24 protein-coding genes and 1 tRNA gene are annotated in these 23,184 nt (G+C 70.6%); 5 read left to right on the top strand and 20 right to left on the bottom strand.

Annotated elements, in window-relative coordinates; genetic code table 11:
- Positions 1-157 precede the first annotated feature (157 nt).
- The gene (locus ACFY36_RS49740) at positions 158-1,516 is read right to left on the bottom strand and encodes a cystathionine beta-synthase (RefSeq protein WP_499752939.1); all 1,359 of its coding nucleotides are present in this window, start codon (positions 1,514-1,516) and stop codon (positions 158-160) included.
- 3 nt (positions 1,517-1,519) lie between these two features.
- Positions 1,520-1,864: a YkvA family protein gene (locus ACFY36_RS49735; RefSeq protein ID WP_499752938.1), complete on the bottom strand. Its 345-nt coding sequence runs from the start codon at positions 1,862-1,864 to the stop codon at positions 1,520-1,522.
- Between the two features lie 119 nt (positions 1,865-1,983).
- On the opposite strand from ACFY36_RS49735, the gene ACFY36_RS49730 reads away from it, so the two are divergent.
- From ACFY36_RS49730 to ACFY36_RS49720, 3 genes are read left to right on the top strand one after another with little or no spacing between them, the layout of a single operon-like run.
- On the top strand, positions 1,984-3,015 hold the full coding sequence (locus ACFY36_RS49730; protein ID WP_499752937.1) for an SGNH/GDSL hydrolase family protein: 1,032 nt from the start codon (positions 1,984-1,986) through the stop codon (positions 3,013-3,015).
- 29 nt (positions 3,016-3,044) lie between these two features.
- Entirely contained in the window at positions 3,045-3,836 is a 792-nt protein-coding gene (locus tag ACFY36_RS49725; protein ID WP_499752936.1) for an SGNH/GDSL hydrolase family protein, read from the top strand.
- Between the two features lie 58 nt (positions 3,837-3,894).
- On the top strand, positions 3,895-5,139 hold the full coding sequence (locus tag ACFY36_RS49720; RefSeq protein WP_499752935.1) for an acetyl-CoA C-acetyltransferase: 1,245 nt from the start codon (positions 3,895-3,897) through the stop codon (positions 5,137-5,139).
- Positions 5,140-5,202: 63 nt separating this feature from the next.
- On the opposite strand, the gene ACFY36_RS49715 is transcribed toward ACFY36_RS49720, so the two are convergent.
- Entirely contained in the window at positions 5,203-6,108 is a 906-nt protein-coding gene (locus ACFY36_RS49715; RefSeq protein WP_499752934.1) for an aldo/keto reductase, read from the bottom strand.
- 52 nt (positions 6,109-6,160) lie between these two features.
- Between ACFY36_RS49715 and ACFY36_RS49710 the strand changes: the two genes are divergently transcribed.
- On the top strand, positions 6,161-6,568 hold the full coding sequence (locus tag ACFY36_RS49710) for a MarR family winged helix-turn-helix transcriptional regulator (RefSeq protein ID WP_499752933.1): 408 nt from the start codon (positions 6,161-6,163) through the stop codon (positions 6,566-6,568).
- Here ACFY36_RS49710 and ACFY36_RS49705 read toward each other — a convergent pair.
- The 6 genes from ACFY36_RS49705 to ACFY36_RS49680 all read right to left on the bottom strand — a co-directional run bounded on the left by ACFY36_RS49705 (position 6,565) and on the right by ACFY36_RS49680 (position 12,419).
- Positions 6,565-6,843, bottom strand: a complete 279-nt coding sequence (locus tag ACFY36_RS49705; protein ID WP_499752932.1) for a hypothetical protein — start codon at positions 6,841-6,843, stop codon at positions 6,565-6,567. The two genes, ACFY36_RS49710 and ACFY36_RS49705, sit on opposite strands and share 4 nt — an antisense overlap.
- 69 nt (positions 6,844-6,912) lie before the next feature.
- Positions 6,913-7,734, bottom strand: a complete 822-nt coding sequence (locus ACFY36_RS49700) for a Bax inhibitor-1/YccA family protein (protein WP_498657183.1) — start codon at positions 7,732-7,734, stop codon at positions 6,913-6,915.
- 129 nt (positions 7,735-7,863) lie between these two features.
- The gene (locus tag ACFY36_RS49695; protein WP_499752931.1) at positions 7,864-8,616 is read right to left on the bottom strand and encodes a MarC family protein; all 753 of its coding nucleotides are present in this window, start codon (positions 8,614-8,616) and stop codon (positions 7,864-7,866) included.
- A 1-nt stretch (position 8,617) separates the two neighbouring features.
- Positions 8,618-9,850 carry an arginine deiminase gene (locus ACFY36_RS49690; RefSeq protein WP_499752930.1) on the bottom strand — a complete coding sequence of 411 codons (1,233 nt, stop codon included), beginning with the start codon at positions 9,848-9,850 and terminating at the stop codon, positions 8,618-8,620.
- A 15-nt stretch (positions 9,851-9,865) separates the two neighbouring features.
- A complete protein-coding gene (locus tag ACFY36_RS49685; RefSeq protein ID WP_499752929.1) occupies positions 9,866-11,314 on the bottom strand; it encodes a basic amino acid/polyamine antiporter in 1,449 nt (482 codons plus the stop codon).
- Positions 11,315-11,336: 22 nt separating this feature from the next.
- Positions 11,337-12,419 (bottom strand): S1C family serine protease, encoded by a 1,083-nt coding sequence (locus ACFY36_RS49680; RefSeq protein WP_499752928.1) that lies wholly within the window; start codon positions 12,417-12,419, stop codon positions 11,337-11,339.
- Between the two features lie 87 nt (positions 12,420-12,506).
- Between ACFY36_RS49680 and ACFY36_RS49675 the strand changes: the two genes are divergently transcribed.
- Positions 12,507-14,132: an alpha/beta hydrolase gene (locus tag ACFY36_RS49675; RefSeq protein WP_499752927.1), complete on the top strand. Its 1,626-nt coding sequence runs from the start codon at positions 12,507-12,509 to the stop codon at positions 14,130-14,132.
- Between the two features lie 4 nt (positions 14,133-14,136).
- Here ACFY36_RS49675 and ACFY36_RS49670 read toward each other — a convergent pair whose 3' ends face one another.
- The 11 genes from ACFY36_RS49670 to ACFY36_RS49620 all read right to left on the bottom strand — a co-directional run bounded on the left by ACFY36_RS49670 (position 14,137) and on the right by ACFY36_RS49620 (position 23,180).
- Positions 14,137-14,898 carry an ABC transporter permease gene (locus ACFY36_RS49670; protein WP_499752926.1) on the bottom strand — a complete coding sequence of 254 codons (762 nt, stop codon included), beginning with the start codon at positions 14,896-14,898 and terminating at the stop codon, positions 14,137-14,139.
- Complete coding sequence (locus ACFY36_RS49665; RefSeq protein ID WP_499752925.1) at positions 14,895-15,665, bottom strand: ABC transporter ATP-binding protein; 771 nt, start codon at positions 15,663-15,665, stop codon at positions 14,895-14,897. The genes ACFY36_RS49670 and ACFY36_RS49665 overlap by 4 nt, the downstream gene beginning before the upstream one ends.
- 22 nt (positions 15,666-15,687) lie before the next feature.
- Positions 15,688-16,527, bottom strand: coding sequence for a DUF4097 family beta strand repeat-containing protein (locus ACFY36_RS49660; RefSeq protein ID WP_499752924.1), 840 nt, complete (start codon positions 16,525-16,527; stop codon positions 15,688-15,690).
- A 64-nt stretch (positions 16,528-16,591) separates the two neighbouring features.
- Positions 16,592-17,113: an Arc family DNA-binding protein gene (locus ACFY36_RS49655; RefSeq protein ID WP_499752923.1), complete on the bottom strand. Its 522-nt coding sequence runs from the start codon at positions 17,111-17,113 to the stop codon at positions 16,592-16,594.
- 253 nt (positions 17,114-17,366) lie between these two features.
- A tRNA-Leu gene (locus ACFY36_RS49650) sits at positions 17,367-17,450 on the bottom strand.
- A 54-nt stretch (positions 17,451-17,504) separates the two neighbouring features.
- The gene (locus ACFY36_RS49645) at positions 17,505-18,875 is read right to left on the bottom strand and encodes an NAD(P)/FAD-dependent oxidoreductase (protein WP_097319259.1); all 1,371 of its coding nucleotides are present in this window, start codon (positions 18,873-18,875) and stop codon (positions 17,505-17,507) included.
- 98 nt (positions 18,876-18,973) lie between these two features.
- Positions 18,974-19,537 carry a hypothetical protein gene (locus tag ACFY36_RS49640; protein ID WP_499752922.1) on the bottom strand — a complete coding sequence of 188 codons (564 nt, stop codon included), beginning with the start codon at positions 19,535-19,537 and terminating at the stop codon, positions 18,974-18,976.
- A gap of 1 nt (position 19,538) precedes the next feature.
- Positions 19,539-20,882 (bottom strand): DUF58 domain-containing protein, encoded by a 1,344-nt coding sequence (locus ACFY36_RS49635; protein ID WP_499752921.1) that lies wholly within the window; start codon positions 20,880-20,882, stop codon positions 19,539-19,541.
- Entirely contained in the window at positions 20,882-21,880 is a 999-nt protein-coding gene (locus tag ACFY36_RS49630) for an AAA family ATPase (protein ID WP_498694548.1), read from the bottom strand. Before ACFY36_RS49630 ends, ACFY36_RS49635 begins: the two co-directional genes overlap by 1 nt.
- A 14-nt stretch (positions 21,881-21,894) precedes the next feature.
- Positions 21,895-22,479, bottom strand: coding sequence for a hypothetical protein (locus ACFY36_RS49625; RefSeq protein ID WP_499752920.1), 585 nt, complete (start codon positions 22,477-22,479; stop codon positions 21,895-21,897).
- Positions 22,479-23,180 (bottom strand): DUF4129 domain-containing protein, encoded by a 702-nt coding sequence (locus ACFY36_RS49620; protein WP_499752919.1) that lies wholly within the window; start codon positions 23,178-23,180, stop codon positions 22,479-22,481. The genes ACFY36_RS49625 and ACFY36_RS49620 overlap by 1 nt, the downstream gene beginning before the upstream one ends.
- Positions 23,181-23,184: the final 4 nt, after the last annotated feature.

The following is a 23,184-nucleotide window of genomic DNA, read 5'->3' as shown; positions in this document are numbered from 1 at the left end:
GGGGCGGGGGGGGGGGGGGGGGGGGGGGGGGCGGGGGGGCCGCGCGCGCCCGGGGGGGGGGGGGGGGGGGGGGGGGGGGGGCGGGGGGGGGGGGCGCCGGGGGGGGGGGGGCGGGGGGGGGGGGCCCCCCCCCCCCCCCCCCCCCCACGACAGGCTCTCAGGACAGGTGGGCCAGAAGGTCCTGGCGGGTCAGCACGCCGGCCGGCTTGCCGTCGACCAGGACCATGGCGGCGTCCGCCTTTTCCAGCAGGGACACGGCCTCGCTGACGGGCTGGCCGCCGCCGATCATCGGCAGCGGGTCTCCCATGTGGCGCTCGATCGTGTCGTGCAGGTGAGCCTGGCCGGTGAACAGGGCGTCCAGCAGCGCCTTCTCCGCTATCGAGCCGGCCACCTCGCCGGTGACCACCGGAGGCTCGGCCTTCAGCACCGGGAGCTGCGAGACGCCGTACTCCCGCATGTAGTCGATGGCGTCGCGGACCGTCTCCGTCGGGTGGACGTGGATCAGGGGCGGCATGGCGCCGCCCTTGCCCTCGAGAGCGTCGGCCACGGTGGGCTGGCCCTCCACGGTGCGTAGGAAGCCGTACCGGGCCATCCAGTCGTCGTTGAAGATCTTCGACAGGTAGCCGCGGCCACCGTCGGGCAGCAGGACCACGATGACGTCGTCGGGGCCGGCCTTGCGGGCCACCTCGAGCGCGGCCACCACGGCCATGCCGCACGAGCCGCCGACCAGCAGGCCCTCCTCGCGGGCCAGGCGCCGGGTCATCTCGAACGAGTCCGAGTCGGAGACCTCGATGATGTCGTCGGCCAGCGAACGGTCGTACGTGGTCGGCCAGAAGTCCTCGCCGACGCCCTCGACCAGGTAGGGCCGGCCGGTGCCGCCGGAGTAGACCGAGCCCTCGGGGTCGGCCCCGATGACCCGGACCGGGCCCTGCTCCTTGAGGTATTTCCCGACGCCGGTGATCGTGCCGCCGGTGCCGACACCCGCGACGAAGTGGGTGATCCGGCCGTCGGTCTGCTTCCAGAGCTCGGGACCGGTCTGCTCGTAGTGCGAGCGCGGGTTGGCCTGGTTGCTGTACTGATCGGGCTTCCAGGCGCCCGGGATCTCGCGGGCCAGCCGGTCGGAGACGTTGTAGTAGGAACGCGGGTCCTCGGGGGCCACCGCCGTGGGGCAGACGACGACGTCGGCGCCGTACGCCTTCAGGACGTTCCGCTTGTCCTCGCTGACCTTGTCGGGGCAGACGAAGACGCATTTGTAGCCGCGCCGCTGCGCGACGAGGGCCAAGCCGACCCCGGTGTTACCGCTGGTCGGCTCGACGATGGTGCCTCCGGGCTTCAGGAGGCCGGCCTCCTCGGCGTCGAGCACCATCCGCAGGGCGATCCGGTCTTTGACCGAACCGCCCGGGTTGAAGTATTCGACCTTGGCCAGCACCGTGGCGGAGATGCCCTCGGTGACCTGATTCAGCTTGACCAGGGGGGTGTCCCCGATGATGTCGACGACGTTGTCGTAGTAGCGCACGCCCTAGACTACGACGATCCGGTCCTGCTGCCTCTCCCACTCCAGGAAGCGCTCGGTCTCGGCGAGCACCGCCCCGGCCAGCCAGGCGATCATGACGGCGTCGTCGGCCAGGCCGAGGACCAGGAGGAAGGCCTCCGGGACGACGTCGATCGGCGAGACGACATAGACGGTGGCCGCGGTCATCAGGGCCAGGCGCATGCCGCCGTCGTACTTGCCGCCGGCCGTGGCCTTGAGCATGCGCGGAATGGCCGCGACCCGCTTGCCGATCGACGGGCCGCCCCGGGCCCCGGACACGAGTGCCTTGGTCAGGGCGCTGAAGGCCGCCGCACGTTTCAGTGTTTTCGCCATGATGTTCCCCTCTCCGCTACTCCAGCATGACTTGGGCGCGCCATGATTACCTCTCGCGGTCGCGCGTTAGCCTCGTAATTCCCTACTGACGTTGTTTTGACCCGACGGCGAGGGAGCTCGTGAGCACCATCCAGATCACCGCTGACGACTGGCGCAGGATCAAGCTGGCCGGGCGGGTCCTCGGCGGCGTGACGGGCGCGCTGGCCGGGCTGACCGCGGTGTCGGCCGGCCTGCTGCTCCGCCAGGCCGCGGACGCGCGGCGCATCATTCCCATGGCCGAGGCGCCCCCGCCGCGGGGCGACGGCGTCTACGGCGCGAAATTCGGCGGCCGGCCGCTCACCATGGTCATCCTGGGTGACTCGTCGGCGGCCGGATACGGCGTGCACCGTCCCCGCGAGACACCCGGCGCGCTGCTGGCCACCGGCGTGTCGCGGCGGCTGCGCCGTCCCGTGCGGCTGCACCGGCTGGCCGTGGTCGGCTCGATGTCGTCCGGCCTGCCGTACCAGGTGGACGCCGCCCTGGAGCACGAGCCCGAGGTCGCGGTGATCCTCATCGGCGCCAACGACGTCACACATTATTCGGACCGGGCGGGCGCGGTACGTCACCTGGGTGAGGCCGTGCGGAGGCTGCGCGCCACCGGCTGCAAGGTCGTGGTCGGCACGTGCCCCGACATCGGGGCGATCCAGCCGATCAAGCCGCCGCTGCGCTGGCTGGCCCGCAAGTGGAGCCGCGACCTGGCCGCCGCACAGACCGTGGCCGTGGTCGAGGCCGGCGGGCGCACGGTGTCGCTGGGCAACCTGCTCGGGCCGATGTTCGTCGCCGACCCCGTACGGATGTTCAGCTCCGACCGTTTCCACCCCTCGGCCGAGGGGTACGCACGGGCCGCGGCCGTCGTGATGCCGACACTGATGGCCTCGCTCGGTGAGGACTCCCCCCGGCCGACCGACACCGCTGTCGACGGTTTGGAGGAGGCCGCGCACGAGGCGGTGCGGGCCGCCGGCACCGAGGTGAGCGCGCAGGGCCGCTGGGCCGTCCTGCGACGTCACCCCTGGTTCGGCGAGACCCGGCACTGGTTCGGCCACCGCGGTACCACCGTTCCCAGCGGCCGCTCGGCGCCGAGCGCCGTAGGGTGGACCCCAGAGGATCAATGACATTGTCAACCGACGCAGGGAGGCGAGACATGGCGGGGCTCAACGCACGGATCGGGCGGGCCGCGGCCACCAGTCTGCTCGCCGGCGCCGTGGGCGGTGCCGCCCTGCTGGTCGGCGAGGTTCTCGCGGCCAAGGCGCGGCGATACGCGAAGCCGACCATGGGCCTGGCCCTGCGCACGTCGATGGGCCGCGTGTCGGCCCCGCCGCTGCGCCTGGTGCTGCTGGGCGACTCGGCGGCGATCGGTGTGGGCGTGGAGTGGCTCTCCGAGACGGTCGGCGGCCAGCTGGCCCGGCTGCTGGCCGAGGGCACGGCCGAGACCGGCGAGCGTCACGTGCTGCTCTCCAGCGTCGGTGTGGCCGGTTCCCGCTCCTCCGACCTGGGCACCCAGGTGGCCCGGGCCCTGCTCGGCGACCGTCCCGACGTGGCCGTGGTGCTGATCGGCGCGCACGACGCGACGAGCCTGCGCAGCCCCGAGGAGTCGGCCGCCCAGCTCGGCACGGCGGTGCGCCGCCTGCGCGACGCCGGCGTCCGGGTCGTCGTCGGCACGTGCCCCGACCTGGGCGCGCTGCGGGCCATCGCTCCCCCGCTGCGGCAGGTGGCCGGCCTGATGGGCCGCCGCATGGCGAAGGCGCAGGCCAAGGCGGTCACGGCGGCCGGCGGCGCGGTGGTCGATCTGGCCGACGAGACGGGCGCGGTGTTCCGGGCCGACGCCGGCACGCTCTGCTACGACGGCTTCCACCCCTCGGCCGACGGATACCGGGTCTGGGCGCACGCGCTCTACCCGGCCGTCGTCAAGGCCGCGATGTCTTCGGTGCAGTAAACGGTCTGTGACGAACTTGCACTTCCGGTGAAAGTTACCGACGAGTTAAATTGGCTCCATGCCGGAAGCTGTCATCGTCGCCACCGCCCGATCTCCCATCGGCCGCGCCGTCAAGGGATCGCTGAAGGACCTCCGCCCCGACGACCTCGCCGCCACCATCATCGACGCGGTCCTGACCAAGGTGCCGCAGCTCGACCGGACGCTGATCGAGGACCTCTACCTCGGCTGCGGGCTCCCCGGCGGTGAGCAGGGCTTCAACATGGCCCGCGTGGTCGCCACCCAGCTCGGCCTCGACGGCCTGCCCGGCGCCACCGTGACGCGGTACTGCTCGTCGTCGCTGCAGACCACCCGCATGGCGTTCCACGCCATCAAGGCCGGCGAGGGCGACATCTTCCTCTCGGCCGGCGTCGAGACCGTGTCCCGCTTCGCGCGGGGCAGCTCCGACGGCCTCCCGCCCGAGCTGCGGGCGCAGGTCGGCGGTGGCTGGGAGAACCCGAAATTCGGTGACGCCCGGTCCCGTACCAAGAAGTTCGCCGAGGGCGGCCAGACCTGGCACGACCCCCGCGAGGACGACCTGCTCCCCGACGTCTACATCGCGATGGGACAGACCGCCGAGAACCTCGCCCAGGTCAAGGGCGTCAGCCGCGAAGAGATGGACGAGTTCGGCGTACGCAGCCAGAACCTCGCCGAGAAGGCGATCGCCGACGGCTTCTGGCAGCGGGAGATCACCCCGGTGACGCTGCCCGACGGCACGGTCGTCTCGGCCGACGACGGCCCCCGCCCGGGCGTCACCATCGAGGGCGTCTCGCAGCTCAAGCCGGTGTTCCGCCCCGACGGCCGGGTGACGGCCGGCAACTGCTGCCCGCTGAACGACGGCGCCGCCGCCGTGGTCGTCATGAGCGACACCAAGGCCCGCGAGCTGGGCATCACCCCGCTGGCGCGGATCGTCTCGACCGGCGTCACCGCGCTCAGCCCCGAGATCATGGGCCTGGGCCCGGTCGAGGCGTCGAAGCAGGCCCTGAAGCGGGCCGGCATGACCATCGGCGACGTCGACCTGGTCGAGATCAACGAGGCCTTCGCGGCCCAGGTGATCCCGTCGTACCAGGACCTGGGCATCCCGATCGACAAGCTGAACGTGAACGGCGGCGCCATCGCGGTCGGCCACCCGTTCGGCATGACCGGCGCCCGCCTCACCGGCACCCTGCTCAATTCGCTCGACTGGCACGACAAGTCGATCGGCCTCGAGACGATGTGCGTCGGCGGCGGCCAGGGCATGGCCATGATCCTGGAGCGCCTCAGCTAGATCCCCCACGGATTCCCGCCGGGCCCGGCCTGCCACGAGCGGCCGGGCTCGGCGGCTTTGTCCCTAGCCGAAAAGGACCTGGGACGACCGGGAGGGCACGGCGTCGAGCGCGGCCATCGTCGGCCCGTCGAGCACGATCGCGCCGGTAGCGAGGTTCGCCTCCAGGTGGGCGGCGCTCACGGTGCCCGGGATGAGCAGCACATTCGGGGCGTGGTGAAGAAGCCAGGCGAGGCCGGCCTGCGAGACCGTCACGCCGAGCGCCTCGGCGGTCGCGTGCACGGCCGGCTCATCGGTCACCTTCGGCATGCCGGGGAAGGCGCCGCCGAGCGGGTAGAACGGCACCCAGGCGATGCCCTCGGCGGTGCACAGGCTCAGCACCTCCTCGTCGTCGCGGGCGACCAGGCTGTACGCGTTCTGCACGCCCATGATGCCGGCCGGCAACGCCCGCCGGAGCACGTCGAGGGTGACCGCGCTGAGCCCGATGGCGCCGATCTTGCCCGCATCGCGCATCTCGGTCAGAACGGCCAGCTGATCGTCGAGGTCGACCACCTGGTCGCCCGAGGCCCGCATGCCCGGCCCGCCGTCGGTGCGCCGCAGATAGACCACGTCGATCCGGTCGGTGCCCAGACCGCGCAGGTTGTCCTCGACGCTCGCACGCAGTTCCTCCGGCCGCTGGGCGAGCCGCAGCGGGATCTTGGCACCGGGGACGGGCGTCGCGCCGACCTTGGTGGCGATCAGTACGTCGTCGCCGGGGCGCAGGGCCCGCCGGATGACGTCATTGGCGAAGCCGTCGCCGTAGAAATCAGCGGTGTCGACGTGATCGACGCCGAGGTCGAAGGCACGCCGCAGCAGGGCCACGGCCGCTTCCTGATCGCCGCGCAGGCGCCCGAGCTGCGCCGCTCCGTAGCCGATGCGGGCGACCGCGCGGCCCGCGAACCGCCCGGCGCCGCCGGGGATGCCGTCAGTCATGAAAACCTCCGCACACTGTTGTAATATCAACAGTATGAGCAGTGGTGTTGAAATGTCAACAGTGGGCCTCTGGCTGCTCTGGAAGCAGGTCAGCGAGCTGGTCCGGGCGTCGGTCATCGCCGACGTGATCGAGGGCAGCGAGCTCTCCGAGGCCGAGATGACGGTGCTCGTGCACCTGAACGGGGCCGGCGGGACCGTGCGGCAGAACGCGCTCGCCGCGTCGACGGGCTGGGACCGGACGCGGCTCTCGCACCTGCTCACACGCATGGAGCAGCGCGGCTACCTGTCGCGGGCGCGGCTGCGCAACGGCGTCGACCTGACGCTGGAGAAGAGCGGCGCCGATGTCATGGCGCGGACCGAGCCGCTGCTGGCGGACGCGGTAAAGCGGCATCTGACCGGGCGGCTCACCGCCGCGCAGCGGGACGCGCTCCGGGACGTACTGGAAAGCTTGAAGGATTAAAGACTTTTCCGTACGGCGTCAACGGCGGCCAGCGCTTCGTCGAGGGCGCCGGGCGGGATGTCGTCGGCCATGACGCGCAACTGGTCGGGCAGGACCAGGTCGGACTCGCGTGGGACCTCGCGGCGCGGGCGGCTCTCGGCGTCGGCGGCCAGGTCGGCCAGGCGCTGGACCAGGGCGTACACCCGGTCGCCGCGGCCCTCGGCCCGCCAGCGTGGCGCCTCCCAGTGGCGCACCTGGTTGAGGAGCCGGTCGACGGAGGTCGCGAAGTCAGTCACCGGAAGAACATAAGACAGCGCCCGGACCGAGGGGAGTCGGGCCGGGCGCTGTCTGGTCAAGCTGGGAGATCAGTCGTCGCCCTGTAGGAAACTCAGGAGACGCAGGATCTCGAGGTAGAGCCAGACGAGGCTGACCAGGATGCCGAAGGCGGCGACCCAGGAGTAGCGCTGCGGAAGACCCATCCGCACGCCCTCCTCGACCTCGTTGAAGCTCAGGATGAAGCTGAGCGCGGCCACCACGATGCAGACGATGCTGAAGATGTAGCCGAGCGGGCCGTTGTCACGCAGGCCGGTGTTGAACCCGAACAGCGACAGCACCAGGTTGATCAGGATGACGGCGAACAGGCCGCCCATCACGGCGATGAGACCGCGGGTGAACTTGGGCGTCGCCCGGATCACGCGAGTCTTGTACAGCACCGCCATCAGGAAGAAGACGCCGAACGTGGCCGTCACCGCCTGGAGGATGATGCCGTCGTAGCCGAAGAACTCCTGGTACGTCTTCGAGACCATGCCGACGAAGACGCCCTCGACGACCGCGTAGGTCACCACGAGCGCCGGGTTGGCCATGCGCGAGAACGAGATGACGAAGCCCAGGATCAGACCGACGATGGCGGCGCCGATCCAGGCGGCCCCGGTGGCCGAGTCGGGCACCACGTTCCACGCCACGACGGCGGCGATGCCCGTGATGCCGAGCAGCGTCACCGTCTTGACGACGACGTCGTCGACGGTCATGGGGCGCACGGCGGGCGGAGCGGCGGGGTAATCCGGCGTCGTCGGGTACGGCTGACCGTAACCCGGGGCGCCGGCGGGGCCGTAGGCCCCGTACCCGGCCGTACGCTCGCGCTCGGCCGCCTGGCCGAGGCGTGAGAGCACCGGGTTTGAAGTCTTCACTGTGTCCAGCCTCCCTTGAGGTTGAGGCACGAGGTAATGGCACCTTGACGTGCTCTTCCAGGGTACGGGCAAGAGTCACTTCCTGGCGCCGCGCGAGGCTGTGAACCAGCTGAACGTGAAACTGTGAAGTTACTGAAAGCGGTCGATCGCGGACAGGGCGAGTTCGGTGAAACCGTTGGTCAGGAGCACGACGGCGATGGCGGTCAGCAGGATCCCGGCGATCCGGTCGAGGATGCCGGCGGCGGCTCCGGAGATCCGTCGTTCGACATGGCCGGCCGCATAAAGAGTCAGACCCGTGACTATGGCGTACGCCAGGGCGGCGACGGACAGGAGCAGGCGCCCCGTGACGCTGCCGACGTCGGCCGAGGCCGCCACCCCGAAGGCGAAGGTCGTGCCGCCGACGGTCAGCGGGAAGGTGATCGGGGTGAACAAGATCGACTTAAACGATTTGTCCGTCTTGGGAAGAGGCGGATCGGCGGCGGGCGGGGCGGTGGCGGCGGGCGGGGCGGCGGGCGCGGCCGGGGCGGTGGAGGCGGCCGGGGTGGAAGCGGCCGGGGTGGAGGCGGTCGAGGTGGAGGCGCGCGGGGCCGGAGGGGTCGATTTGCCGGTCATCAAAGGGACCGCGGCGAGGATCAAGGCGATGCCGCCGGTCGCGGTCAGGGCCGCTGTGCTGATGCCGAGCAGTTCCAGCAGCGGCTCGCCCACCCAGATCGCCAGCAGGACGAAGACGACCACGTTGACGACCAGGCCCAGGGAGAGCCGCAACTGCTCGGCGTGTGTGTAGGGCCGGACGATCGGCAGGTACGACGACAGCGCCGCCACCGGGCTGTACAGCGCGAACAACGCCAGGAAGAGGACCAGGGCGTCGTACTTGAACGACATCTCAGAAGTCGACAGCGTCGCGGATCAGCGGACACGTCATGCAGTGCCCACCACCACGGCCGCGGCCCAGCTCGGCCCCGACGATCGTGATGACCTCGATGCCGGCTTGGCGCAGGAGGGTGTTGGTCTGCGTGTTCCGGTCGTACGTGAAGACCACGCCCGGCTCGACCGCCACCGCGTTGTTGCCGCTGTCCCACTGCTGGCGTTCCGAGGCGTACACGTCGCCGCCGGTCTCGATGACCCTCAGCTGCTTGAAGCCCAGCGACTCGGCCACCACGTCGACGAAGCGGCGGCCCTCCTCGTCGATCACGTCCACTCCCCACGAGCCCGGCACCAGCGTGAACGGGTGGATCCCGTCGACGATGGTCGGATAGAGGGTGACCACGTCGCGGTCGGCGAAGGTGAACACCGTGTCCAGGTGCATCGCGGCCCGCAGCTTCGGCATGCCGGCCACGATCACCTTCGAGGCCGCGCCGTTGGCGAACAGCGACTGCGCCACCTGCGTGATGGCCTGCCGGGAGGTGCGCTCGCTCATGCCGACCAGCACCACGCCGTTGCCGACCGGCATCACGTCACCGCCCTCGAAGGTGGCCAGGCCCCAGTCCTTCTCCGGATCGCCCCACCACACCTTCGAGCCCACGTAGTCCGGGTGGAACTGGTAGATCGCCTTCATCAGCAGGGTCTCGTCGTGCCGGGCCGGCCAGTAGAGCGGGTTCAGCGTCAGCCCGCCGTAGAGCCAGCACGTGGTGTCGCGGGTGTAGAGGGTGTTCGGCAGCGGCGGCATCAGATATTCGCGGACGCCGGTCGCCTCGCGGGCCAGCGAGACGTATGCCGACTTGCGGAACTCGGCCGGGAGATCCGACGTGGACAGTCCGCCGATCAGGAACTCGGCCAGGTCGCGCGGCGCGAGCTCCTCGAGGAAGGCGCGGGTGTCGTCGAGCAGGCCCAGGCCCACCTCGTTCGCGATGATCTTGCGGTCGAGGAGCCACGCGCGGGCCTCGGGGATCGCCATCGTCGCGGCCAGGAGCTCGTGCAGCTCGACCACCTCGACACCGCGGTTGCGCAGCTTGTTGACGAAGTCGGCGTGGTCGCGCTGCGCGTTCTCCACCCACATGACGTCGTCGAAGAGCAGGTCGTCGGCGTTGCCGGGGGTGAGCCGGCGGTGGGCCAGGCCGGGCGCGCAGACGAGCACCTTGCGCAGCCGGCCGACCTCGGAGTGGACGCCGTGTTCCATGAAGACTCCCTGTTTCTAGATGGAGATCCAGCCCGCCGCGAGCGCCACGACGCCGATGACGGCGCCGAGGACCGAGACGGCGAGGATGACGAGTTCGCGGCCGGAGAACAGCTGCCGGCCCTGCTCCCGGCGCGCCTTGATGAAGAGCAGGGTGGCCGGGGCGTAGATGATCAGCGAGACCAGCACGAACTTCGGTCCGGCGGCGAAGAGCAGGAAGAGGGTGTACGCCACGGCGAGCACCCCGACGGTGAGCTCACGGCCCCGCCCGCGCGGTTCCTCCACGTAGGTCTCACGGGTCAGGGCCAGTTTCAGGGCGTACGCCGCGGCGAGCAGGAACGGGATCAGGGTGAGCGCGCTCGTCAGGTCGAGGGCGAAGTTGAACGCGTCCTCGGAGAAGTAGGTGACGATCAGGACGGCCTGGACCAGGATCGAGGTCAACAGCAGGGCGTTGAACGGCACGTCGCCGCGCTTGGTGCGCCGCAGGAAGCGCGGCATGTCGTCGTCGGCGGCGGCCACGAACAGCACCTCGGCCGCCATCAGGGTCCAGGCCAGATAGGCGCCGAGGACCGAGACGATCAGGCCGACGCTGACGAAGACCTTGCCCCAGGTGCCGACGGCCGCTTCCAGCACCCCGCCCATCGACGGCTGCCGCAACTCGGCGATCTCGGAGCTGGGCAGGATGCCGTACGAGACGATGGTGACCGACGCGAAGACGGCGAAGACGGCCAGGAAGCCGAGGATGGTGGCCCGGCCGACGTCCTGCCGGCGCTTCGCGTGCCGGGAGTAGACACTCGCGCCCTCGACGCCCAGGAAGACGAACACGGTGACCAGCATCGTGCCCTTGACCTGCTCGAAGAGGGATCCGTAGTCGGCCGGCCCGCTGAGGTTGTCGGCGAAGACCTTGGGGTCGAGCAGGAAGAGCGTGATGAGGACGAAGACGATGATCGGCACGACCTTGGCCACCGTGACGACCCGGTTGAGCGCGGCCGCGTCCTTGACCCCGCGCTGGATCAGATAGAAGAAGAGCCAGATCCCCACCGAGGAGAGGGCGACCGCGAGCAGGGTGTCGCCGTCGCCCATGGCCGGCCAGATCGTCCCGACCGTCGACCCGATCAGCACCCAGTAGGTCACGTTGCCCACGCAGGCGCTGGCCCAATATCCGAAGGCCGAGAAGAACCCCAGATATTCGCCGAAGCCGGCCTTCGCGTACGCGTAGACGCCGGCGTCCAGCTCGGGCTTGCGCAGCGCGAGGGTCTGGAAGACGAAGGCGAGCATGAGCATGCCCGTGCCGGCGATGGCCCACGCGATGATCGCGCCGTAGACCCCGGTCTCCTGGGCGAAGCGCCGGGGCAGCGAGAAGACGCCGGCGCCGACCATCCCGCCGATGACCATGGTGGTCATCGTGAGCAGGGTGAGCTTCTGGGCCGTGGACGCGGTGGTCGTGGTGGTGTCGGTTCCGGTCACGTCGTCGCCTTCCTCCCCGGGATCAGGGTTCGGTCACCGGTACCTGAGCGTTCTGGGCAGCGCCGGCGCGGCTGAAGCGGACGTCGACGGTGTCGCCGGGCTTGTGGGTGCGTATCGCGACGAGCATCTGGTCGGTGCCGTTGACCGCGGTCCCGCCGACCTGGGTGATGACGTCGCCCGCGCGCAGGCCGCCGCGGGCGGCGCCGAACCCGGGTACGACCTGCTCGACCAGGGCGCCGCGGGGCAGGCCGGTGGCCCGGGCGATCTCGTCGGTCACGCTCACCGACATGACGCCGATGACCGGGTGGGTGGCGCGCTTGTCGGTGATGAGCTGCTCGGCGACCGAGACGGCGAAGTCGATCGGGATGGCGAAGTTGAGCCCGATGCTGCCGCCACCGCCCTCGGGCGGCTGGGCGCCGGCCGAGTTGACGCCGACCTGCCGGCCCGCGCAGTCGGTGAGCGGGCCGCCGCTGTTGCCCTGGTTGACCGCGGCGTCGGTCTGCACGGCGTTGACCAGGGCGGCCGGCTCGGCGCCCTGGCCCACGTCGATCCAGCGGTTGAGGGCGCTGACCACGCCGGCCGTGATGGTGCTGTTGAGGCCGAGCGGGGAGCCGGCCGCGACCACCGGCTGACCGACGACCAAGGCTGAGGAGTCGCCGATCGCGATCGGGGTGAGGGTGGCCGCGGCCGGGTCCACTCGCAGCACCGCGAGGTCGGTGGCCGGGTCACGGCCGACCACGGTCGCCGGCACCTCGGACGCGCCGCGGGCGAAATCGACGGTGATGGTGGCGGGGGTGGTACCGGCGGCGAACGCCGGGGCGATCACATGGTCGTTGGTGAGGATGTTGCCATCGCGGTCGAGCACCGAGCCCGACCCGAGCCCGCCGGTGGCCCCGCGCCGCACGTTGATCGTGACCAGCGACGGGAAGACGGTCGCCGCCACCTGGGTCACGTCGCAGGCGGTCCCGCTGGTGGCGGCGGCCGCGGCCGGACGGCCGTCGCCGTCCGAACCGGACGCGGCCGCGCCGAGCAGGCCACCGGTGATCCCCGACAGCAGCGCCAAGGCCACTGCCCCGGCGACCAGACGTCCCGGCGTGAGTCGCATGCGGCCAACGTAGGTACTTGTCGATCCGATGGGCGTCACCCAAAACGGATGAGTTGCCGCCTCATCCGGCACGCGATGATCGAGCGCATGACGCGCCCGCGGTACGGCTTCGGCGGCCTGACGGCGGCCGTCCTGTTCTTCTGCCTGTCGCTGACGCCGTCCCTGCTGCCGCGCGAATGGTTGTTCCAGGGCGTGATCAGCGGCGTCCTGACCGCGATCGGCTACGGCCTGGGGGTGCTGCTGGTCTGGCTGGGCGAGCAACTGTCCGGGCGCGCCTTCCGGCGGCCGGGGCGAAGCGCGTGGCTTTCCCTCGCGGTCGCCGCCGGCGTGCTGTGTGCCGTGTTCCTGGTGCTCGGGTCCATCTGGCAGGCCCGCATCCATCGGCTCCTCGACATGGAACCGTCGCCGCCTTTCTGGTACGTCCTGGTGCTGCCGGTCGCGGCGGTGACGGCGGCCCTGCTCGTCGGTCTGTGCCGCCTGGTCCGCGACGGCACCCGGTGGGTCGCGGCCCGGCTCGGCCGCCGGGTCCCGGCCGCGGCGGCCCGGGTGATCGCCGGCGTCGCGGTGGTCGCGCTCCTGATCGGTGTGCTCAACGGCGTCGTCCTGAGAGGCGCCTTCGCGGCGGCCGACGCCTCCTTCCGTACGCTCAACGGCGAAACCGATCCGGAGAGCGCGCCCACCGCCGACGCCTTTCGCTCGGGCGGTCCCGGCTCGCTGGTGTCGTGGGACTCGCTCGGCAACCAGGGACGGCGGTTCGTGGCGGGCGGGCCGAGCCGGGCCGAGCTGGAGATGTTCAACGGCACAAAGATCAAAGACCCGGTTCGGGTGTACGTCGGACTGGACGCGGCCGGGGAGTCGCGGGAGCGGGCCGATCTGGCCGTGGCCGAACTGCGGCGCACCGGGGCCTTCGAACGCGCGGTGCTGTGCCTGATCACGACGACCGGCACGGGATGGGTGAACGCGCGGGGCGTCGACCCACTGGAGTACATGTACGGCGGCGACACCGCTCTGGTGGCACTGCAATATTCGTACCTGCCCAGCCCGATCTCGTTCCTGGTCGACAAGGAACGGGCCCGCGAGGCCGGGCGCGACCTGTTCGACGCGGTCTACGCGTCCTGGTCGGCGCTGCCCCGGGACCAGCGGCCCCGGCTGCTGGTCTTCGGCGAGAGCCTCGGATCGTTCGGCGCCGAGGCGGCGTTCAGCGGGCCGGCCGACATCCGCAACCGGGTCGACGGGATGCTGCTGGTCGGGCCGCCCAACATGAACGAGCTGTGGAACGAGTACCTCGACGATCGGGACGAGGGCACCCGGGAGATCCTTCCGACGTACGAGCGGGGCGCGACCGTCCGTTTCGCGGCCGTTCCCAGCGATCTCGACGATCCCGGCCCGGCCTGGAGCGGGCCCCGCGTCGTCTATCTGCAGTACGCGTCCGACCCGATCACGTGGTGGTCGCCGCGGCTCATGATCAGCCGGCCGGACTGGTTGCGCGAGCGGCGCGGCCCGGACGTGCTGTCCACCGTCCGCTGGTATCCGTTCGTGACGTTCTGGCAGGTGACGGCCGACATGGCGGTCTCCAACGGCGTTCCCGACGGGCACGGGCACAACTTCGGGGCGATGCCGGTCGCGGCCTGGGCGCGGATCGCGCCGCCGCCGGGGTGGACGGACGCCAGAACCGCCGCGCTCACCGAGGTGATCGCGGCGGAACGGTCCTGAGGGGTCAGGAGATCTTGCGCTTGTAGGCCCGCATGGCGAACGCGTAGGCGACCACGGTGATGCCGACGCACCAGGCCAGGGCGATCCAGATGTCGTTGCCGACCGGCTGCTGGTCGAGCAGGGCCCGGATCGAGTTGACGATCGAGGTGACCGGCTGGTTCTCGGCGAAGGCCTTGACCGGGGCCGGCATGGTGTCGGTCGGCACGAAGGCCGAACTGATGAAGGGCAGGAAGATGATCGGGTAGGAGAAGGCGGTGGCGCCGTCCGGCGAGGACGCGGCCAGGCCGGCCAGCACGGCGATCCAGGTCAGGGCCAGGGTGAACAGCAGCAGGACGCCCACCACGGCCAGCCAGGCCAGCACGCCGGCCGACGACCGGAAGCCGATCAACAGTCCAATAAGGACAATAACGACGCACGAAAGAGCGTTGGAGACGATCGAGGTCAGAACATGGCCCCACAGCACCGAGGAGCGGGCGATCGGCATCGAGTTGAACCGCTCGAAGATGCCGCCCTGGAGGTCGTTGTAGAGGCGGAAACCCGTGTACGAGATGCCACTGGCGATCGCGATCAGCAGCACGCCCGGCATCAGGTAGTTGGTGTAGTTGTCGGTGTTGGCCTGGATGGCGCCGCCGAAGACGTAGCGGAACAGCAGCAGGAACGCGATCGGCATGATCGTGACGGTGATGATCGTGTCGAGGCTGCGGGTGATGTGCCGCATCGAGCGGCCGAGCATCACATTGGTGTCGGACAGCACGTGCGTGGTCATCGTTGCCCCTTCTTGTCTCCGATGATGGCCAGGAAGATCTCTTCGAGGGTGGGTTGCCGCTCGACGTACTCGACCTTGGCCGGCGGGAGCATCTTGCGGAGCTCGGCCAGGGTGCCGTCGACGATGATCACGCCCTGGTGCAGGATCGCGATCCGGTCGGCCAGCTTCTCGGCCTCGTCCAGATATTGCGTGGTCAGCAGGACCGTGGTGCCGCCGCCGGCCAGTTGCTCGATCACCTTCCACACCTCGATGCGGCCCTCCGGGTCGAGGCCGGTGGTCGGCTCGTCGAGGAAGATGATCGGCGGGTCGCCGATCAGGCTCATCGCGATGTCGAGCCGCCGGCGCATGCCGCCGGAGTACGTGCCGACCCGGCGCCCGGCCGCGTCGGTCAGCCCGAAGCGGTCGAGCAGGTCGTCGGCGATCTTGCCGGGGTCGTCGACCCGCCGCAGCCGGGCGATCATCACGATGTTCTCGCGGCCGGTGAGGATCTCGTCGACCGCGGCGAACTGGCCGGTCAGGCTGATCGACTCGCGCACCCGCTGCGGTTCGGCGGCGACGTCGAAGCCGTTGACGACGGCGGTGCCGTCGTCCGCCTTCAGGAGCGTGGCCAGGATCCGTACGGTCGTCGTCTTGCCGGCGCCGTTCGAGCCGAGCAGCGCGTAGATGCTGCCGCGGGCCACCTCGAGGTCGACGCCCTTGAGCACCTCGACCTCTTTGTAGGACTTGCGCAATCCGTGCACCCGGATGGCCGGGGTCCGATCGTCCATGATCTTGGGTCCTTTCCCGTGGTCAGGAGCGGTGGATGAGGATGTCGCCGAAACCGGTGCGGCCGCGGACCTCGACGGTCTCGGTGGCCTCGCCCGGGCTCGTGGTCTGTTCCATGCTGTTGTGGACCTTGCCGAAGCCGGTGGTGACCTCGAGCCAGGCGGCGGTGCCCTCGGCGATGCCGATGTCCAGGGCGCCGGCGGCCGTGCCGAGCGTGATCGAGCCGCGGACCACCTCGCCCAGGCGGATCTTGCCGTTCGCCGTCTTGACCTCGGCCCCGGAGCCGGCCCGCTCGATGTCGATGTCGCCGTTGGCGTTCTTGACCCGCACGTCGCCGGTCACGACGTCGATCGCGGTGTCGCCGTTGGCGTTCTTGACGACGACGGCGCCCTCGACGTCGCCGAGCTGGATCTTGCCGGAGCCGGTGGAGACCTCGGCGTCGCCGGCGATCCGGTCGACGGTGACGTTGCCGAAGCCGGTGTGCAGGCGCAGGGCGCCGGTCTGCTCGAGCCACATGTCGCCGGTGCTCTTGATCCGGGTGTCGCCGAGCCGGCCGGTGACCCGGAAGCCGCCCATCACGAGGTGGGCGTCGAGCCGCGAACCGCTGGGCAGTTCGATGTCGACGTTGACCGCCTTGGACTTCTTGGAGAAGTCGAAGGTGCGCTTGGGACCGGTCACCCGCAGCTCGCCCTGCGCGTAGTCGACCTTGATCTGCTGGGCCGCCTGGATGTCGGACTCGTCGTTCTCGTCGTTCGGGCGGACCTCGACGACGGTGTCGGCGCGGTCGCTCGCGACGATCCGCACGTCGCCGACGTAGTAGTCGAGAACGACGTTGATCGATCCGGGAGTGTCGAAAGAAGGCATGGTTGTCCCCGCTTCATGAGTCGGTGAGCCGTCTCCGCAGGTCAGAGACGTTTGGTGCGGATGGTCAGCGGACCCAGCCGGTGAAGCGCTGCGCCGCCCGCTTGCCGCTGTCGCGGGGCTCGGGGCGCGGGGCGCGGTCGGGCTGCTGGAGGGCGGAGGTGGCGGCCCGGACGAGCCAGGCGTTCACCGAACGGCCCTCACGGTTCGCGGCCTCTTCGATGGCGGTCTTGAGCTGCTCGGGCATGCGGACGTTGATGCGGGCGGCCGGGCCGTCCTCGGCGAACTGGAGGTCGCTCTCGGTGGCGTTGCCGGTGGAGCTGTCGGCGGCGGCCTCGACGGCGGCGGGCGCCGCCTTCACCACGAACTCGGGGTCGCGGCCGCGGAGGCGCAGCTCGACCGAGCCCGGCGCCAGGTCACCGGTGATCTCGTCGGCGGCGCCGGACAGCGCCTCGAGAAGGGTCATGCGGATCGCCGACTCGAGGGAGCCGGTCAGGCGCTCGACCAGCGCACGCGACTCCTCGCCACCGGCCTCGGCCAGCGTGGCGAACTCGCGTCCGAGGTTGTTGACATACGAGGTCAAGTCCATGGCACCATCGTGGCACACGCGTGGCACCACCGGCAAGACCTATGGCACCACCAATGTGCCAATGTGGCACATCACGGTGGCACGCGTGGCACCATGCAGTGGCGCGAAAGGCGCGCTGCGGCCCTGAGCCGCGGAAACGCCGCGCTGAGCTTCCGGGTACGGCCGCTGTGCTCCTGGGTGGGGTGAGGCGTCGTACCCCCGAAAAAGCGCGACGCCACAGACCAGAGCCTGTGGCGTCGTGTTGGTGAAGTTGTGCCCGGGGCGGGTCTCGAACCCGCACGCCTGCGCGAGGCAGCCGCTTTTAAGGCGGCCGTGTCTGCCATTCCACCACCCGGGCGGCACTGGAGACACCGTATAGGTTGCCGGCCGGGTGGTGGAAACGGAGATTACCTCAGCGGGTGCCGGCACCCACGGTCGTGCGGTCCTCGGGCTTGTCCTCCGGCTTACGCAGCGGCGGGGTCACCTCGAGGAACTCCTCGCGCGGGTGATGCAGCTGGCCGAGGGCGATGGTCTCGCGGCGGAGCACGAAGGCCAGCGTCCAGTCGGCGACGACCCGGACCTTGCGGTTGAACGAGGGGATCCGGCTCATGTGGTACGAGCGGTGCATGAACCACGCGGGAAGGCCGCGCACCTTGATGCCGTAGACGTGGGCCACGCCCTTGTAGAGGCCGAGGCCGGCCACCGAGCCGACATACTTGTGGCGGTACTCCTTGGGCAGGCCGCCCAGGACCACGGACTTGATGTTGTCGGCGAGCACCTTGGCCTGGCGGACCGCGTGCTGGGCGCTCGGCGAGCACCAGCCACCGGGGTTGGTCAGGTCGGGCACCTGCGCGCAGTCGCCGGCCGACCAGGCGCCGTCAAGGACGTTGCCCTCGTCGTCGGCCACCTGGAGGGTGGGCAGGCAGTTGACGTGGCCCTTGGGTCCGCGGGGCAGGTCGGTGACGTCGAGCATCGGCGACGGCTTCACGCCCGCGGTCCAGACCACGGTCTCGGCGCGGAACTTGTCGCCGTCGGACAGCTCGATGTTGCCGTCGACGCAGGACTTGAGGAACGTCTCGAGGCGGATCGAGATGTCGCGCTTGGCCAGCTGACGGGCCGCGTACGCGCCCATCTTGGCGCCGACCTCGGGCAGGATCCGGTTGCTGGCCTCGACCAGGACGAACTTGACCTCTTTCTGGTCGAGCTCGGGGTAGTACTTGAGGGCGTCGCGGACGACGTCCTCCATCTCGGCCATCGCCTCGACGCCGGCGAAGCCGCCGCCGACGAAGACGAAGCTCAGGGCCGCCTTGCGGATCTCGGGGTCGGGCGTCACGGCCGCGACATCGAGCTGATCCATCACGTGGTTGCGCAGGTAGATGGCCTCGCCGATGGTCTTGAAGCCGATACCGCGCTCGGAGAGACCGGGGATCGGGAGCGTCCGCGAGACCGAGCCGGGCGCCACGATGATGTGGTCGTACTCCATCTCGGTGGCCGGGCCCTCGATGGGCTGGACGGTGACCGTCTTGCGCGCGTGCTCGACCTTGGTGACCTCGCCGACGATGACGCGGCACTTCTTGAGCTCGCGGCGGAGCGGCACAACACTGTGCCGCGGCTCGATGTTGCCGGCCGCTGCCTCGGGCAGGAACGGCTGATACGTCATGTGGGGCTGGGGGTCGATGACGACGATCTCAGCCTTACGGCGGCTGAGCTTCTTCGACAGACGCAGGGCGGCATAGAGCCCGACGTGACCTGCCCCTACGACGACAATGCGCTGCGGATTCACGCCTTACATTGTCGCTCTTCGCGGTCCGTGACGCCTCTCGGTGTGATCTATCCCAAGTCCATCTGTCAAGTGCTATGACGCACATATTTCGAGCACATTTACACTCGCCGAACGAGGCGTGCTATGAGGAGCGTGGCGCACGCGGCACCGGTCAATCCGACAAGGGTGGCGACCAGGAAAGCACTTCCCGCCAAATCAGCGGTGAGTCCCAGAATGGCTACCGTCAGTACGGAAGAGATGAGCACCACAACGAGCGCGCGGGCCAGCCAGACACCGACCACGTCGGCATTGACGACGGCGTCGTACGGGAGAACGGCGGCCAGAGCCGTCAGCGAATGTCCAAGATAGAGGGCCGTGGCGATGGCCAGCACCCGCCCGAGCGAGACGGCCGCGTCCTCCCAGACGGTGTCGACCAGCCAGCCCGCCACGACGGCCAGCGCGGCGAAGGTGGCGCCCCGCCCACGCGGCGCGACCGCCGGATAGATCGCGACCAGCGCCAGCGGCAGGAAGAACTGCGAGCCCAGCAACGCCTGGGGCCAGGCGACGGCCATGGCGACCAGGCCGCACAGCGCGATGCCGCAGCGGACCAGGAACGGCATGACGGTGGCCCGGGTGAGCACCGTCTTGGCGCCGGCCAGTTTGCGGGCGAACAGGGTGAACACGTCATCGCCCCCGGGGCGCCGAGGCGAGGCGGGAGACGTCCCGCAGGACCAGGTCGAGGCTGCCGGCGCCGGCCCAGGAGACGACCGGCACGCCGTGCTCGCGCAGCCGGCCGAGCACGTTCTCCCGCTCGATCCGCCACAACCGGGTGGCCAGCGGGGTCCACTGGTCGCGGACCTCGGGGGCGGCGCCGGCGGGCAGGGTGTCGACGGCCACGACATAGCGGCCGGACTGGGTGAGCGAGGCCAGCATGTCGGCCGCCCGCGGGTCGATCAGCGGGGTCAGCACCATGACCAGCGCGTCCGAGGAGACGTGATGGGCGCCGAAGTCGTGCTCGTGCGCCTCCATCGGATCGGGGCGCACGTCGAGCAGCCACTCCAGCACGGTCAGATATTGGCGGCGGCCGGTGGCCGGGCGCAGACGGCGGGCGGCGGCGCCGTACTCCAGCAGGGAGACGCGGTCGCCGCGCTGCAGGTAGTGCTCGGCGATGGCGGCCGACGCGCGGACGGTCGTGTCCAGCACCGAGGCGCTGCCGCCGACGCCACCGGAGAGGCCCACCTCGCCCAGCACGTCGAGCAGGAGAACGACCTCGGCGTCACGGTCGGAGAGGGTCGAGGCGACATGCAGATCACGGGTACGCAGGGAGACGCGCCAGTCGATGCGGCGCAACCGGTCCCCGGGCGCGAACGGCCGCACCCCGGCCAGCTCGCCACCCTCGCCCGGCCGTCGAGACCGGTGGTTGCCGACCAGGCCGGCGGCGGCCGGCATGGCCTCGATGGCGTTGAACGGCTCGGTGACCGGATAGACCCGCACGTCGCTGCCGTTGGTGATGACCGGACGGCAGGCCAGCAGGCCGCCGCAGGTGGCGACGCGCGCGGCGGCCGGGCCGACATCCTGCCGGCCCCAGCGCCGGGCCTCGCCGCTCAGCTCGACGGCGGCCCAGCCGTCGGCGCCCACGGTGATCGCGAACGGCCGGTCGGACTGCTCCAGCTTCAGCCAGCGCGACGTGCGGACACGGACCACGACCAGGTCGTACGAGATCTCGTCGGGGTTGCTGACGGTCACCGAGGCCTCGACCTGGCCGCCCTCGACCAGATATTCCTGATCGGCCCGCACGGTGAGCTCGGGGAAGGATTTGGGCGTGCGCCGCAGGCCCACGGCGACGCCGATCGCGAACGGGGCGGCCAGCAGCACCAGATCGACGCGGCCCAGCGCGACCCCGAGCACCAGCAGCAGGCCGGTCAGCAGCACGGCCCGGCCCAGCGCCCGGGTCGGCACCCAGGCCGGTCCGGCCGTCGCGTCGCCCGTCGACGGCGGCGGAACGGCGCTGCGCAGCCGCGGGCCCATCAGCCGGCGGTGTATGTGGGCAGAGCGCCGCTGGCCGGCGCGGGCGTGGCCTGGAGGACCTCGTCGACCACGAACGACGGGTCGACGCGGCGCAGCCACATCTCCGGCCGCAGCGTGATGCGGTGGGCCAGAGCCGGAACGGCGACGTCCTTGACGTCCTCGGGGACGACGAAGTCACGGCCGGCCATCGCGGCCCGGGCCCGGGCCAGCAGGAGAAGGGCGAGCGAGCCACGCGGCGACGAACCGACCAGCACGGAGGCGTGCTCACGGGTGGCGGCGGTCAGGGAGACGATGTACCGGCCGATCGAGTCCTCGACGGTGATCGACTCCAGCGCGGCCTGCATCGACTGGAGGGTGGCCGAGTTGACGACCGGGGCCAGGAAGGCCTCCTCCTGCCGGCGGGACATGCGCCGCTGGAGAACGTCCCACTCCTCCTCGGCGGTCGGATAGCCGAACGAGACCCGCAGCAGGAAGCGGTCGAGCTGCGCCTCGGGGAGCGGGTAGGTGCCCTCGTATTCGATCGGGTTGGCCGTGGCGAGCACGTGGAAGGGCGGGTCGAGACGATAGGTGACGCCCTCGACCGACACCTGCTTCTCCTGCATGGCCTCGAGCAGGGCGGCCTGCGTCTTCGGCGGCGTCCGGTTGATCTCGTCGGCCAGCAGCATGTTGGTGAAGACGGGCCCGGCCCGGAAGGCGAAGTCGCCCTTGCGCTGGTCGTAGAGGAAAGAACCGGTGACGTCGGCCGGGAGCAGGTCGGGGGTGAACTGGAGCCGGCGGAAATCGAGGCCCAGCGACTGGGCGAAACAGCGGGCGGTCAGCGTCTTGCCCAGACCGGGCAGATCCTCCAGGAGGACGTGGCCGCCGGCCAGGATGCCGGCCAGGACCAGCTCGAGCGAGTCACGCTTGCCGACCACGACGCTGCCGACCGAGTCGAGGACGGCATTGGCGAGTCTGCCCACCTCGTACGGGGGAAGAGCCTGCACGCCTGTCTCGGTCACCGGGGCACCCTTCGTCACAGTTTCTCCAGAGCATCGACGTAGCTCTCCAGATCGCGCGTCTTGGGCGCGCGCCGGCCGCGGTCGTGCAGCGCCGCCCAGAGCGGATCGCCGAGCAGCTCACGGGCGCGCCGCGGGTCCGATTGACGGGTGATCCCGTGTCGCAGCCGCAGCCGCTCGTCGGTGAGCTCGGCCAGCACCGGCAGAACGTTACGCGAATAGAGATCGGGGTCGTCGTGCGCCCTTTCGAGGGTCTGCTCCCACCGCCGGACGGCGGCCCGCAGGGCGTCGCGTCCGGCGCGGTCGCTTTCTCGCCGGCCACGGGCCGAGCGCTTGGGAAGCGACGGGGCCCGCACCCACTGCACGGCGAGGACGACGAGGCGCAGAGCGACGAGGGCGGTCACCACGAAGACGACCGAGATGTCGACGTCGGACGACCGCAGCGCGGCCACGATGACGACGGTGAGCAGGGTGACGACGAGAAGATTGATCAGAATCCAGGAGAGCAGCGACCGCCGCTTCTCGACCGGGCTCTGCTCCTCGGCCGCCGCCACCGGCTCCTCGCGATAGCCGAAGAGATCGTCCAGATTGCCGTCGGGCATCATCGGGCCGCCGCCTCGGCTGGGGCGCCCAGGTCGGCGCGGAGGCGCTGCAAGGCCTCGCGGGCCTGGTGGCGCATCTGGTCGTCGACGGTGTGGGTCGCGTAGCGGGCCTGGCGGTAGACCTCGAGCAGGGCGGCCAGGACGGCCGCGTCGACCTGCTGCTCGTTGAGGAGGCGGCCGACCAGGTCGGTGGGGCTGTCGCCGGGATGGCGCGGGGTGCCGGCGGCCGCGGCGGCCTGTTCCAGGCGCACCCAGCAGGCGATCACGGCGCGGCGCGGGTCGCGGTCGGTGTCGGACAGCTCTTCCAGGCCGGCGTCGAGGGCGGCCACAAGTTCCTCGGCCGTACGCGGTTGGTCGTTCTTGCGCTTTCGGCTTTTCGGATTTTTCCCTTTTTTCGCCCGGCGGTCGCGGATGAGCGCGTAGACGACCAGTGCGACGAGCACTGCGGCGATGATCCCGAAGACGACCAGGGCGACCGTGCCGACCCAGTCGGGCAGGCCGCGTGCCGGCTCGGGCTCGGGCGGGGTGGTCTGCTGCGCCGACGGCACCGTGGTGGGCAGGATCGGCTGGTCGCCGACCGGCTCGTCACGGACGATCTCGTCGAGCTGGGCCTCACTGCGGGTAGCGGCGAGCGACGTCACGAAGAGCAGCACAAGGACGGCGGCCAGGGGCCACCAGCGACGCACCGCAGCGAGGTCCACGTTG

Source organism: Actinoplanes sp. NPDC000266, assembly GCF_042899005.1.
Taxonomy (GTDB): domain Bacteria; phylum Actinomycetota; class Actinomycetes; order Mycobacteriales; family Micromonosporaceae; genus Actinoplanes.
Note: the sequence above shows the minus strand (reverse complement) of the source record. Positions and strands in the feature narration are given on the sequence as shown.

What these genes read in the sequence shown, in the direction of transcription:
- ACFY36_RS49695 (WP_499752931.1), bottom strand. Translation starts at nt 8,616, where the DNA reads ATGTCGTTCAAGTACGACGCCCTGGTCCTCTTCCTGGCGTTGTTCGCG.
- ACFY36_RS49725 (WP_499752936.1), top strand. Translation starts at nt 3,045, where the DNA reads ATGGCGGGGCTCAACGCACGGATCGGGCGGGCCGCGGCCACCAGTCTG.
- ACFY36_RS49710 (WP_499752933.1), top strand. Translation starts at nt 6,161, where the DNA reads ATGTCAACAGTGGGCCTCTGGCTGCTCTGGAAGCAGGTCAGCGAGCTG.
- ACFY36_RS49655 (WP_499752923.1), bottom strand. Translation starts at nt 17,113, where the DNA reads ATGGACTTGACCTCGTATGTCAACAACCTCGGACGCGAGTTCGCCACG.
- ACFY36_RS49635 (WP_499752921.1), bottom strand. Translation starts at nt 20,882, where the DNA reads ATGGGCCCGCGGCTGCGCAGCGCCGTTCCGCCGCCGTCGACGGGCGAC.
- ACFY36_RS49680 (WP_499752928.1), bottom strand. Translation starts at nt 12,419, where the DNA reads ATGCGACTCACGCCGGGACGTCTGGTCGCCGGGGCAGTGGCCTTGGCG.
- ACFY36_RS49675 (WP_499752927.1), top strand. Translation starts at nt 12,507, where the DNA reads ATGACGCGCCCGCGGTACGGCTTCGGCGGCCTGACGGCGGCCGTCCTG.
- ACFY36_RS49720 (WP_499752935.1), top strand. Translation starts at nt 3,895, where the DNA reads ATGCCGGAAGCTGTCATCGTCGCCACCGCCCGATCTCCCATCGGCCGC.
- ACFY36_RS49735 (WP_499752938.1), bottom strand. Translation starts at nt 1,864, where the DNA reads ATGGCGAAAACACTGAAACGTGCGGCGGCCTTCAGCGCCCTGACCAAG.
- ACFY36_RS49660 (WP_499752924.1), bottom strand. Translation starts at nt 16,527, where the DNA reads ATGCCTTCTTTCGACACTCCCGGATCGATCAACGTCGTTCTCGACTAC.
- ACFY36_RS49715 (WP_499752934.1), bottom strand. Translation starts at nt 6,108, where the DNA reads ATGACTGACGGCATCCCCGGCGGCGCCGGGCGGTTCGCGGGCCGCGCG.
- ACFY36_RS49625 (WP_499752920.1), bottom strand. Translation starts at nt 22,479, where the DNA reads ATGCCCGACGGCAATCTGGACGATCTCTTCGGCTATCGCGAGGAGCCG.
- ACFY36_RS49665 (WP_499752925.1), bottom strand. Translation starts at nt 15,665, where the DNA reads ATGGACGATCGGACCCCGGCCATCCGGGTGCACGGATTGCGCAAGTCC.
- ACFY36_RS49670 (WP_499752926.1), bottom strand. Translation starts at nt 14,898, where the DNA reads ATGACCACGCACGTGCTGTCCGACACCAATGTGATGCTCGGCCGCTCG.
- ACFY36_RS49690 (WP_499752930.1), bottom strand. Translation starts at nt 9,850, where the DNA reads ATGGAACACGGCGTCCACTCCGAGGTCGGCCGGCTGCGCAAGGTGCTC.